This is a genomic window from Exiguobacterium sp. s48 (genome assembly GCF_018617395.1).
GTDB lineage: Bacteria > Bacillota > Bacilli > Exiguobacteriales > Exiguobacteriaceae > Exiguobacterium.
Map to the genome: position 1 here is coordinate 804,114 of NZ_JACSKC010000001.1, position 11,905 is coordinate 816,018.

The 11,905-nt window shown below is 47.7% G+C and carries 11 protein-coding genes and 2 riboswitches; of the genes, 4 read left to right on the top strand and 7 right to left on the bottom strand.

What is annotated here, in order from left to right:
• The gene (locus tag KNO66_RS04135) at nucleotides 1-1,278 is read right to left on the bottom strand and encodes a hypothetical protein (RefSeq protein ID WP_214740701.1); all 1,278 of its coding nucleotides are present in this window, start codon (nucleotides 1,276-1,278) and stop codon (nucleotides 1-3) included.
• 117 nt (nucleotides 1,279-1,395) lie between these two features.
• Complete coding sequence (locus tag KNO66_RS04140) at nucleotides 1,396-1,779, bottom strand: DUF302 domain-containing protein (protein WP_214740702.1); 384 nt, start codon at nucleotides 1,777-1,779, stop codon at nucleotides 1,396-1,398.
• Between the two features lie 161 nt (nucleotides 1,780-1,940).
• Here KNO66_RS04140 and KNO66_RS04145 point away from each other — a divergent pair, with 161 nt between their 5' ends.
• Nucleotides 1,941-2,336, top strand: coding sequence for a Spx/MgsR family RNA polymerase-binding regulatory protein (locus KNO66_RS04145; protein ID WP_012726343.1), 396 nt, complete (start codon nucleotides 1,941-1,943; stop codon nucleotides 2,334-2,336).
• 29 nt (nucleotides 2,337-2,365) lie between these two features.
• On the opposite strand, the gene KNO66_RS04150 is transcribed toward KNO66_RS04145, so the two are convergent.
• The 5 genes from KNO66_RS04150 to KNO66_RS04170 form a co-directional block, all read right to left on the bottom strand.
• Entirely contained in the window at nucleotides 2,366-3,028 is a 663-nt protein-coding gene (locus tag KNO66_RS04150; protein WP_012726344.1) for a methionine ABC transporter permease, read from the bottom strand.
• Nucleotides 3,000-4,034: a methionine ABC transporter ATP-binding protein gene (locus KNO66_RS04155; RefSeq protein WP_214740704.1), complete on the bottom strand. Its 1,035-nt coding sequence runs from the start codon at nucleotides 4,032-4,034 to the stop codon at nucleotides 3,000-3,002. Before KNO66_RS04155 ends, KNO66_RS04150 begins: the two co-directional genes overlap by 29 nt.
• Nucleotides 4,035-4,045: 11 nt before the next feature.
• Nucleotides 4,046-4,867: a MetQ/NlpA family ABC transporter substrate-binding protein gene (locus tag KNO66_RS04160; protein ID WP_214740706.1), complete on the bottom strand. Its 822-nt coding sequence runs from the start codon at nucleotides 4,865-4,867 to the stop codon at nucleotides 4,046-4,048.
• A 72-nt stretch (nucleotides 4,868-4,939) separates the two neighbouring features.
• Nucleotides 4,940-5,044: riboswitch (SAM riboswitch) on the bottom strand.
• Between the two features lie 41 nt (nucleotides 5,045-5,085).
• Nucleotides 5,086-6,102, bottom strand: a complete 1,017-nt coding sequence (locus KNO66_RS04165; protein WP_214740708.1) for an iron-containing alcohol dehydrogenase — start codon at nucleotides 6,100-6,102, stop codon at nucleotides 5,086-5,088.
• Complete coding sequence (locus tag KNO66_RS04170) at nucleotides 6,099-7,274, bottom strand: aminotransferase class I/II-fold pyridoxal phosphate-dependent enzyme (protein ID WP_214740710.1); 1,176 nt, start codon at nucleotides 7,272-7,274, stop codon at nucleotides 6,099-6,101. The genes KNO66_RS04165 and KNO66_RS04170 overlap by 4 nt, the downstream gene beginning before the upstream one ends.
• Nucleotides 7,275-7,352: 78 nt before the next feature.
• Nucleotides 7,353-7,452, bottom strand: a riboswitch (SAM riboswitch).
• Between the two features lie 158 nt (nucleotides 7,453-7,610).
• Here KNO66_RS04170 and KNO66_RS04175 point away from each other — a divergent pair.
• From KNO66_RS04175 to KNO66_RS04185, 3 genes are all read left to right on the top strand, one after another.
• Nucleotides 7,611-8,711 carry an AI-2E family transporter gene (locus KNO66_RS04175; RefSeq protein ID WP_214740712.1) on the top strand — a complete coding sequence of 367 codons (1,101 nt, stop codon included), beginning with the start codon at nucleotides 7,611-7,613 and terminating at the stop codon, nucleotides 8,709-8,711.
• 270 nt (nucleotides 8,712-8,981) lie between these two features.
• Entirely contained in the window at nucleotides 8,982-10,226 is a 1,245-nt protein-coding gene (locus KNO66_RS04180) for an MDR family MFS transporter (RefSeq protein WP_214740714.1), read from the top strand.
• A gap of 143 nt (nucleotides 10,227-10,369) precedes the next feature.
• Nucleotides 10,370-11,863 carry a peptide MFS transporter gene (locus tag KNO66_RS04185; protein ID WP_214740716.1) on the top strand — a complete coding sequence of 498 codons (1,494 nt, stop codon included), beginning with the start codon at nucleotides 10,370-10,372 and terminating at the stop codon, nucleotides 11,861-11,863.
• The last annotated feature ends 42 nt before the right edge of the window (nucleotides 11,864-11,905 follow it).

Here is an 11,905-nt window from a genome sequence, read left to right on the forward strand (position 1 = left end):
TCATAATGTTTCCTTAAGGCGCGGAAATATGTCTAAGAACGATTCCGCTCCTTCGCTCGATAATTTAAATGTTTGATTGCGGAGCGGGTCCGTTAAATAAATATCGATTTTTTTCGAACGTTTTTGATAACTGATTTCGAACACTTGTCCTTTCCACCCATCCGTTAAAGTCAAATATCGAAAATCTGAAACATCTCCGTAGCGGTCGACGGGTTCTGCTTCATTGATCATATCGAACAATTCTTCAGATTCATCTTTTGTTGCCTCACTATACTCTGCGAAATCCATTGACTCTCCATCATATGGTTGGCGATGAACGATCGCCCTTGGCCCAGCTTCTTCAACAGGCAACCAATCTTCAAACATCGGGTCAGGTTCTTCACCGTCTTTTAGCAACGTCCCGGGAACGAAACGGATCGTCATCGTTTCGGTCACACGTCTCCCTTTTTTCAGATACGAGAAAGTGTAGAAAGGAATTTCCTCTCCTTCGTTCAGTTCACGAGCTGTAGCGACAGTCTTGATTTCTAACTCGGAAAAGACGGTATTCTCTTTTGACTCAGGGTCCTCTAACTCTTCAAACTCGATCGGTTGAGGCATGAAAAATTGACCATCAAACGAGTAGAGAATATATGGACGAAACGTCTTTTTATCATATCCGATGGCAATCTGTTGATTCGGCATCTCAAATCCTCGTGGTTCGAACTGCGCAATTGGATAACGAATCGCCTTGCCACCAAGTTCTATTTCAAGTTCGCCGTAGAGTGCTGGTTCGATTTCCAGTAACGTATGCGGGAACGGGGTGATGGGCTTCCCGTCGATGTCCAACCCTTCTGCTTCTACTAACTCATCTTGTAGTGCGGAAGATGTCTGATGAATACTTGGGAGTTGTGGAAGTCGAATTCCATCACTTGTATTCACAAAGTCTGGAAACGAGTCAATCACTTCCGCCATCAATTGATTGGTGTAACTTTCACGACATACGACATACCGTTCGTCACCTTCTAAGTACGTCACGACTTTCATCGTATATGGGATCATGGCTGAAACAGGTTCGGTTCTCCCTGCAATCGCCGTTTGATATACTGTGATGTCACCCTTTAATTCGGTTGCACGCTCCCCCTCACATGCAGCTAATACTTCTTTCGTCTCATGGACTTCAATCATTTCCCCTTCTTTTGAATAGCTTTCCACACTCCACTGATCTTCTATGTAATCCATTTGAATAACATCTATGTCTGATGTCCCACATGCACTGAGCAGTGATACACCGATCATCATAAGTATCCCTCGTTCGAACACTTCATCTCCTCCTTTGCCCATTCCAATTTTACCATTATCTAACTATCCTATACGTAAAAAAATCCGCTCACGTTTCATGAGCGGATGGTAGAACAATCATTTACTTTGGTCGATGGCACGTTTCAATCTAGATTCGACGTCTAAAGCGATGTCGTGTAACGATTCGTCATCGATGAGGCGAATCAATTCTGTCGGTTTCGGCATACCGATTTGGGTGTGGTCGCCTTTTTCGAATACTGCGATTTTACAAGGGAGGAAGTACCCTCCTTCTAAATGATGCGACAATACTTCTTTTGCCGCCTTCGGATTGCATACTTCTAAGATGCGATACTTCCCATCAATCCCCTGTCCTTTTTTCTCGAGTGTCTCACTCAAATCAAAGTCCCACAATACACCAAATGACTCTTCTTTCAGTGATTCGTTGAGTCGGTCGATCACGTCCTCGACGGTACGGTCAGATTGTACAGTATAATCAAACATCTTCATTCCTCCTTATGTGGTTACTCATGAAATCTGTACCCGAACGAAGTCGTCCTCAATCAAAAAGAAACTGTATGTGATTTGAAACATAATCACGATACGTAACGTATAAAAGGAGATAATAGTTAGAACCAAACTGATGTAAAGGAGAAGTGGTTGTCGTGACGGTCACGGTATTCACGCATACGAGCTGCAGTTCTTCCAGAAAAACGATTGATTGGTTGCGGGAACAAAAGATTCCCTTCATCGAAAAGAAATTGACAGACCAAGGATTATCCTTTGGAGAGTTTAAAGAAATGTTGAGTCTGACTGAAAATGGGACGACCGATTTGTTGTCGGTACAAAAGAGTGTTTATAAACAAGCGGCAGAGAAACTCGACGAAATGTCGATACGTGAGCTATATAGCTTCGTCGCCTCGAATCCTCAAATCCTGAAAAGTCCGATCGTCTTCGATCATCACCGCATTCAGGTCGGGTTTAGTGAAAAAGAGATTCGGACGTTCATCCCGAGACATGACCGCATCGCTGAACTGAAGCGTTTGCTCCATAACGCATAAATCGTGCCGCATTCGCGACACGATTCTTTTTATGCCTTTTTTAACTTTGCCGCCAGTCGATTCCCGAAGGATTGGATGGACTGTACGAGGAGGATGAGGACGAAAATGGTCACGTACATGACCTCCGGTTCAAAGCGGAGATGTCCATATTGATAGGCGATGTCGCCAAGTCCTCCTGCCCCGACGAGTCCCGCCATGGCCGTCGCTCCAATCAACCCGATTGTCGCAATCGTCAATCCGAGAACGATGGAAGAACGTGCTTCACGGATGAGGACGTACCAGATGATTTTTCTCGTCGAGATGCCCATCGCTTCATACGCCTCGATGACCCCGCGGTCGACTTCGAGCAGTGCCGACTCCATGAGTCGCGCGATATACGGTGCCGTGAAGACGATCAAGGGGAGCAAGACGCCCTGCACGCCGATTGTCGTCCCCATGATGAATCGTGTGAACGGCAAGATGAAAAACAAGAGAATGATGAACGGAATGGAACGGATGACGTTGATGACGCTCGATAAGCCACCATAGACGAATCGGTTGGCGAGTCTTCCGTTCGGTCTTGTCAATACGAGCAACGTCCCGAGCGGCAATCCGATCAAGGTCGAAATCAAAAGAGCGATACTCGTCATCGTCAAGGTTTGGACCGTTCCCGTCCAGATTAAGTCACCCCAGTCTGTCCAAAACTGTTGCATGGTTTGACACCTCCCTCACATGTACGCCGCTCGTTTTCAAATAACGGACGGCGAGTTCTGTTTGATCTTGGTCCCCATCAAGATGGACGAGCAAATTTCCGACGAGACCCGCCTTTAATTTTTTTATCCCGCCTCCGATGATGTTCGGGAGGATACCGAATCGTTTGGTCAATTGTGCCAGGACTGCTTGTTCCGTCTGACTGCCGATGAACGACAAGTGGACGAGCGTTCCCCGGGTCTGGAGATCAGAGACGACTTCTTCCGGCACGTCGAGGTTCGTCTTTAAAAACTTCTGGGTCGTCTCGTGTGACGGATTGGAGAAGACGTCTAGTACGTGTCCTTGCTCAATGATTTGGCCACGATCGATGACGGCGACCCGGTCACAGATTCGTTCGATGACTTCCATCTCATGCGTGATCAAGAAAATCGTCAATCCGAGCTCTCGATTGATTTCGAGCAGTAACTCTAAAATCGACTCGGTCGTCTCAGGGTCGAGTGCACTTGTCGCCTCATCACTGAGGAGAATGTCTGGCTCGTGGGCGAGCGCTCGCGCAATGGCGACGCGTTGTTTTTGTCCACCTGACAATTGTTCAGGATAATGGTTCCGATGTTCGCTCAGTCCGACGATTTGGAGATAGCGGTCGACCCGTTCTCGGATGACCTGTTTCGCGAGACCTTCGAGACGCAGTGGGATGGCGACATTTTCTTCGACGGTCGCAGTCTTCAGCAAGTTGTAGTGCTGAAAGATCATACCGATTCGCTGGCGTAACGTCGACAGCCCTTTCTTTTTGAGGAGCGTGATATCTTGTCCTTCGATCTCGACAACCCCTGATGTCGGACGCTCCAAGAGATTGATCATCCGGATGAGCGTACTCTTGCCGGCACCACTTCGCCCGATGATTCCGAAGATTTCTCCTCTCTCAATCGTGAGGGAGACATCATCAAGTGCCGTGATTGTGTCTCCGTTGACCTTGAACTCCTTGGTGATCTGTTTCAGTTCAATCATAAGACCCCTCCTCAAAACGCCGGCACGACCGAACCATTGAATTCTTCTTCGATAAAGGCACGTACTTCATCTGAATGATAGTAAGACTCGAGCGTCTTCACGACTTCATCTTCTTTATTGGCTGAACGGACGACGACGTAGTTCGGATACGGGTTGTCGACCGTATTTTCATGGAAGAGGGCATCTTCATTAATAGATAGACCCGCTCCCATCGCGAAGTTCGTGTTGATGGCTGCGAGTGCCACTTCCGGGAGTTGCGTCGGCAGTTGGGATGCTTCGAGTTCAATAAATTCGAGGTTGAGCGGATTCTCAGCAATGTCGCGCTTCGTTGCTTTATCCGTCAATCCTTCTTTTAATGTGATGAGCCCAGCCGTTTCATATAGTCGTAACGCACGGAGCTCATTCGCCGGGTCGTTCGGGACGGCCACTTTATCGCCTTCCTTTAAGTCCTTGATATCCGTCAATTTCTCTGAATAGAGCCCCATCGGGAAAGCGACCGTCTTGAAGACGTCGTCAATCTTATACCCCTTGTCCGCTTTTTGCAGTTCGAGGAACGAGAGCGTCTGGTAGCTGTTCAAGTCGAGACTTCCTTCATCGAGAGCGGTGTTCGGCGTGTTGTAGTCATTGAACACTTTGATATCGATTTCAAGCCCATCCTTTTTTGCGAGCTCCTGTACTCTCTCGGCGATCTGTTCGTGTGGTCCACCAGTGACGCCGATCGTCAGCTCTTTCGTGCTGAGCGTCTCGCTCGCCTCGGATTGTCCGCACGCTGAGAGTGCGATGGCCGCAAGGATAGATGTACCTGCCAAAATGGTTTTTTGTTTGATGTTCATGAATGATTCCTCCTCCAAATGAAAGCCCGCTACTCATAAAGAGCGGCGGGCACGACACGTGAAAGTCGGACACGCTCATCTCCCAGACGTCTCGTCTGTTGGAATTAGCACCATGATCATTCCTGATCTGGTTGCCGGGTTTCATCGGGCCAGTCCCTCCACCACTCTTGATAAGCAATCGGTTCTATTATTTTGTTATTATATTACTGATAAAAGCATTATCTGTAAACAATTTCTTCTAGATTTCTTAAAATTTCTTTTAATCGGTCGGTATCTTCGACCTTATGAATGCCTTGAATCGTCATTTCCTCGACGACATATTCGGTCAATTCATCGATTTGATCCAAGTGAATGCCGAGTTGTGTAAGTGAGGTCGGTGCATCGATGGATTGAAGCCATTTTTCAAGAAATAATGTATCTTCGGATGAGATCATTCGTTCTTGAACGATCAGCCCAAAGCCTACCTTGTCCCCGTGCAACCAGTGATGCGTCGAGTCAAAACGACTGAGTGCGTTATGCACCGCATGGGCGACGGCGACACGGGTGCCAGCATCACCGAATCCACCAACGGCACCACCGATGGCGAGGACATGATCGACGATAAATCGGATGTCCGTGTCGTAACGGCGGAAATCATCTTCACGAATGGACAAATCCATCAACGCGCCGCATTGTGCAGCAAGTGAGAGCCCCGAGTGAATCCCTGCATCTCTTGATGTTGTTCCGCTAATATATCGAGCCTCGAACCACTTCGCGACCGTGTCAATCACCCCGGCTCTGAAGTAATCGTATGGCGAATCGCGTAACAGTCGTCTGTCCGCAATGACGCGCTCGATGACGACGGGGAACGTATCGTACCGTAAATATGTACCATCTTCACCATAAATCACGCTGAGCGGGGTAAACGTGGCACAGTTTGACACAAGTGTCGGAACGATGATGAGCGGAACCGACTGGATGAATGCAATCCGCTTCGCCGTATCAATCAATTTACCACCACCGACGGCAATCCAGACGTCAGGTCGATGCGCTTTTAGTCGTTCGACTTCTTCGTCTGAACATTCCCCCTTAAATCGTATGCTCGGAATTTCTGCTAAACGAGGGGACACGCGAATCGCTTCACCGTATCCGTTCAATCCTTTCAAAACGAGTGCCTCCCGGTTGCCAATCAACGTATGAAGGTCATCGAGAGCATCATTCGAGTGGTCATATTCGAGCACGGCCTGACGAATCACAAATGCACCTCCTCATAGGCTGCAAACAGTCTCTCAATCCGTTCTACCGCTTCATCAATCTTCTGTTCAGACGACACGAGGCCAAAGCGGATGTGATGCTCCCCCTCCGTTCCAAAAAAGTAACCCGGTGTGACGGCGACGCCCGCCTCGTGTAGTAACTTTGTCGAGAATGATTTCGCATCACCCTCAGGAACTTTCGCCCATACGAAGAAAGAACCTTTCGGTGCCTCAATCGCCCACCCTGCGCGGCGTAACCCGTCAATCAATCGGTTTCGTCTTGTTTCATAAAGTGAGGCTAAGTCGTCACGTAATTCACGCGGGGATTCTAACGCCACGATCGCTGCTTCTTGAATGGCAGAGAACACAGAGACGTGGACATGATCTTGATACGTATTGATCGCCTCGATGATATCTGCGTTCCCGACTGCGAACGCGACACGCCATCCCGACATGTTGAACGCCTTCGACATCGTATACACCTCGATCCCGATTTCTTTTGCCCCTTCTGCTTGGAGAAAACTTGGCGGGACATGCCCATCAAAGCCTATGCTCCCGTATGCAAAGTCGTGCACGACCATCAGATCATGTTTTGTTGCGAATTCAACCGTCTCCTCAAAGAATGCCGGCGTCGCGACGGCGCCGGTCGGATTGCTCGGGTAGTTCAAATACATGAGTCGAGCATGAAGCGGATCGAGCGTGGCGTAATCCGGGAGATAGCCGTGTTCTTCCTTCAACGTCAAATCGATGATGTCCGCTCCCGCGAGACGCGCGCCCGAGATATAATCGGGATAGCCGGGGTTCGGGAGCAAGATGCCTTCACCCGGCTCAAGAAGACATTGGGGCAACGTGATGAGACCCGATTTGCTGCCAATCAAGATGGCCACTTCTCGCGCCGGGTCGAGGTCGACTCCGTATTCCCGGTGATAAAATGCGGCCACTGCTTCTTTCAGTCGAGCCTGCCCTCGGAACGGTCCGTATTGATGTGTCGACGGGTCAGTCAATGCTCGTTCAAGCGCCTCACAGATTGTAGCTGGCGTTGGTAAGTCGGGGGTGCCTTGTCCGAGTCGGATGACGGTCTTGCCACTCGCTTCTACTGCCGCGACTTCCTCTGCTAAGCCGACGAAGTGTTGTGTCGGTAATGATTTTAATAACTTGGAACGTCTGTCTGCCATAATGGGTCCTCCTATTACGAAAAAACACCCCTTTCTGAGGAAAGGGGTGCTCGATACAGACGTATGTAGTCAACCACCTTTCCATCTCTCAAGGTCACCTTGCTGGAATTAGCACAGTATTTTGCAATCTGTTGCTGAAGCTTCATCGGGCCAGTCCCTCCGCTTCTCTTGATAGAAAGTGTCATTCGTTATGTAATTTTTGTATGTCCCTAAGTTAACCAGACATTCCCAACGGTGTCAAACATTTTTTTCAAGGTGAACATCTATTGAATCCTTTTCAAAAAACATTCATAGTAAAAGAGTAGAAAAATTATATTTGTATGAGGGGATAGAGCATTGGAGCTTAATCGTCAACTTATTTGGAAGCTGAGTGTCATCGGGCTGATCTTACTCGTCTTATGGCGTGTCATCAGTGAACCGGATACCATTTCACGTGTCTTACAATACACGTTTCAGTTACTGACCCCTATCATCATGGGGATTGCCATCGCCTTGTTACTCAACACCGTACTCTCTTATATTGAAGAACGGTTCCACTTGAAGCGGTATCAAGGACTACTCATCGTCTATATCACATTTATCGGAATCCTCGCGATTTCCGTCGTCACGTTGTTCCCGCGGATTTACTCGAGTCTCGCATCATTGATCGAAGAACTACCGGTCTACATTCGACAAATCGATGCATTTCTTGGAGACGTGAACAATTATTTGAAAGATTATAATGCGACCATCGCCAAAGCGATTGATTTTGCTCAATTCGAAGCACGCTACTCGGGTTGGGTCGAGACAGCTGTACTTTCATCTGTCAGTTATGTCTCCAGCTTCACAATGACCTTGATTAACTTCTTGATCGGGATTGTGATCTCGATTTATTTATTGAAAGATAAAGAAGTCTTTGCCCGTATGTTCAAGCGCCTTCTCTATGCGTTGCTGCCAGTCGGTACTGCTAAGACTACCATCGATATTTTTCAAGAGATGGATTACATCTTTAAACGGTACATCATCGGGAAGTCTCTTGACTGTCTGATCATCGGTGTGCTGGCTGTCATCGGACTTTTACTGATTGGTGCGCCATACGCCTTATTGCTTGGGGTCATTGTCGGTGTCTTAAACTTCATTCCGTATGTCGGTCCACTTCTTGGAATGATTCCGGCGTTCATCATCACCTATTTTTACGACCCGTTCACGGCGTTGCTCGTGCTCCTATTCATCTTCCTGCTACAACAATTCGATGGACTGTGGCTCGGTCCAAAGATTTTAGGAGACAGCGTCGGCATCACGCCATTTTGGGTCATTACCTCAATCATCATCGGGGGCAGCTTGTTCGGTCTCATCGGAATGTTTGTGAGCGTTCCCATCACGGCCATGATTCAAGTCGTTTTATCTCGGTTAATCGATTATCGACTCAATCGAAAAAATTTAAACGAGTTACTTTGATCCCCTTCACAATTTAGTTGACATATTGAATAAATGTGTCATACAGTTGAAGTGAAGATTAACAAACAATAGAAAGGAGAGGTTCCCATGTCAGTTGTATCTTCGAAACCATTCACTCAAGTTCATACTGATTGGCAGGCACCTCTTCGATTGATTCATATCTAAGACGCCTGCCTATCGAGGCATGCATAAACAACGTGGGACGTCGTATGCCTTCATGCATATGACGTCCCTTTTGTGTATCAAAATTAAATAAAGCAGGTGACTTTTATGTTTCAATCACTCAAACGATTAGATCGCAACATTTGGATTCGTTTCTCTGGTGAAACCATCACAGGGATTATGATGTTCATGATTGCCCCGTTCCTCGTCTTATATTATAGCGACCAGTTGGATAGTTACCTTCAAGTCGGAATCATTATGGCAACCGGTCCAATCATGGCCCTCCTTGGATCCATCATCGGAGGGCGACTCGCGGATATATACGGACGCAAACCAATCATGATGATTGCGATTGTCGGCGATGCGCTTGCATTGATTGGATTTGCATTCGCGGACTCGTTCTGGCCCCTACTCTTATTGAACGCCATGCTCGGTTTGACGAACTCACTCTTCCATCCTGCGGCTAGTGCAATGGTCGCTGACGTCACAGAACCTGAGCATATGAATGAAGCGTTCGGTCTCCTCCGGATGGGACATAATATCGGTGCTGCATTCGGTCCTCTTCTTGGGAGTGCCGTCTTATTCATCGACCGCGAACTGATCTTTTTCGCAGCGGCATTTGTTTTCGGATTATATGCACTTGCCCTCGGGACATTCATTCATGAATCACTACCTGAGAGCACAGAAGAAGAGACGCCAAGTAATCGAGAAGTATTGCGCGTATTTTATAATGATCGCGTGTTTCTCATCTTTATCTTTGCGGGTATATTCATATCAATGGGATTCTCTGTCGTCGAGAGTATGTTACCGCTCTTTTTGAAAGAGTCGCTTCCAACGTACACAGCGCAACAGAATCCATTCCCGTATTTATTGGCACTGAACGGAATCATGGTCGTCCTTCTTCAGTTCCCGATCGCATCAAAACTTGGGAACAAACCGTTTGGAAAAGTCATGTTGGCTGGAGCAACGGTATTCGGGGTCGGGATGATGTTGATCGCGATCGTGCCGCGACTATTATACGCGCTCGACACGCCATACGTACCACTCGTCACAGTATTACTAGTCGTTTACGCTTTCTATACGCTCGGCGAAATGATCATGTCTCCCGTACAACAAACGTTCATCGCTTTGATTGCACCAGAAAATATGCGTGGTGCCTATAACGGGGCTGCGAGCATCCAATGGTTGATTGGTGGTGTCACGGCTCCGATTATCGCAAGTATCTTTTTTGATAATCGCGCAGGACACATCGCATTGATTCTGATCGGCTGCGCGAGCTGCCTCTCAGGAATCATCTATTGGCAACTCGGACGTCATGTTCAAGCGACGGAAGCGAAACAGAAGTCGGCGTAGTCACTTTTGGACCACACTCTATGTTTACGGAAGTGTGGTCTTTTCGTTCTTTTCAACTGTATTAAAATTTGAAATTATCATTCAATTCACTTTACAATCATAACAATCCTTTTTATGATAAAACGGTTAAGGAGGGATCTTTCATGGAAAGGATCGACAAACAAACAATCGTGGATAGTGTTCCACAAAAAGGGTTTTTAGGACAACCGAAAGGGTTGTTCACATTGTTCTTTACAGAGTTTTGGGAACGTTTCTCATACTATGGCATGCGGGCTATTCTCGTATTCTATATGTATTATGAGGTTTCCGAAGGTGGACTAGGGCTTGACCGAAACGTCGCACTCTCCATCATGTCCGTTTACGGAGCGCTCGTCTATATGTCTGGGGTCATTGGGGGATGGCTTGCGGACCGGATATTCGGGACATCACGGGCCGTATTCTTCGGTGGTGTGTTCATCATGCTCGGGCATATCGTGCTCTCCATTCCAGGGAGTGTCGTGTTCTTGTTCATCTCGATGGCATTGATTGTCATCGGTACCGGGTTGCTTAAACCGAACGTATCAAGCATTGTTGGGGATATGTACAGTGAGACGGACCGCCGTCGTGACGCTGGATTCAGTATCTTCTATATGGGAATTAACTTGGGTGCATTTATTTCACCACTCATCGTCGGTCAAGTGCAAAAAGACTATGGTTTCCATTGGGGCTTCGCCCTTGCTGCCATTGGGATGTTCATCGGTCTCGTCGTCTTTGTGATGACGCGTAAGACGAACCTTGGCTTGGCAGGTTCATATGTACCAAACCCATTGACGCCTGACGAAAAGAAAAAGACAATCAAAGTCGTCAGTATCGTTACCATTGCCATCGCCATCTTACTTGCCATCTTGATTCCAATCGGATGGTTCACAATCAACACCTTCATTACGTTGGTCGGGGTGTTCGGGATTGCGATTCCGACGGCTTACTTCATCATCATGTATCGTAGTCCGAAGACGACAGAAGTGGAACGCTCGCGAATCATCGCGTACATCCCATTGTTCATCGCATCGGTCATGTTTTGGGCCATCCAGGAGCAAGGGGCGACAATCCTTGCGAGCTATGCGGATACACGGACCGATCTCGAGTTCTTCGGCTTCACGTTGTCGCCGGCTTGGTTCCAGTCATTGAACCCCCTCTTCATCATCATGCTTGCCCCGGTCTTTGCTTGGCTATGGGTTAAGCTCGGTGATCGTGAGCCGAGCATTCCGACGAAATTCGCATTCGGGATTTTATTTGCCGGAATCAGTTTCTTGGTCATCCTGCTTCCTGCCTACTTTAGTGGACCTGATGCCCTCGTCAATCCGCTCTGGCTCGTATTGAGCTACTTCATCGTCGTCTTGGGTGAGTTGAGCTTGTCTCCGGTCGGATTGTCGGCAACGACAAAGCTTGCACCAGCTGCATTCTCTGCTCAAACGATGTCACTCTGGTTCTTGTCGAATGCTGCCGCACAAGGAATCAACGCGCAACTCGTCAAGTTCTATTCACCAGAGAATGAGATGCTTTATTTCGGGATGATCGGTGGTGCTGCCATCGTCTTAAGTTTGATTCTCTTCGCACTTGCACCGAAGATCAAAGTGTATATGCGTGGAATTCATTAATCTAATAAAGAAGCCAGCCGATTCAATTCGGCTGGCTTCTTT

Excerpts from the sequence above, each read along its gene's own strand:
- KNO66_RS04185 (WP_214740716.1), top strand. The coding sequence starts at position 10,370 with ATGGAAAGGATCGACAAACAAACAATCGTGGATAGTGTTCCACAAAAA.
- KNO66_RS04180 (WP_214740714.1), top strand. The coding sequence starts at position 8,982 with ATGTTTCAATCACTCAAACGATTAGATCGCAACATTTGGATTCGTTTC.
- KNO66_RS04140 (WP_214740702.1), bottom strand. The coding sequence starts at position 1,779 with ATGTTTGATTATACTGTACAATCTGACCGTACCGTCGAGGACGTGATC.
- KNO66_RS04160 (WP_214740706.1), bottom strand. The coding sequence starts at position 4,867 with ATGAACATCAAACAAAAAACCATTTTGGCAGGTACATCTATCCTTGCG.
- KNO66_RS04170 (WP_214740710.1), bottom strand. The coding sequence starts at position 7,274 with ATGGCAGACAGACGTTCCAAGTTATTAAAATCATTACCGACACAACAC.
- KNO66_RS04155 (WP_214740704.1), bottom strand. The coding sequence starts at position 4,034 with ATGATTGAACTGAAACAGATCACCAAGGAGTTCAAGGTCAACGGAGAC.
- KNO66_RS04135 (WP_214740701.1), bottom strand. The coding sequence starts at position 1,278 with ATGATGATCGGTGTATCACTGCTCAGTGCATGTGGGACATCAGACATA.
- KNO66_RS04150 (WP_012726344.1), bottom strand. The coding sequence starts at position 3,028 with ATGCAACAGTTTTGGACAGACTGGGGTGACTTAATCTGGACGGGAACG.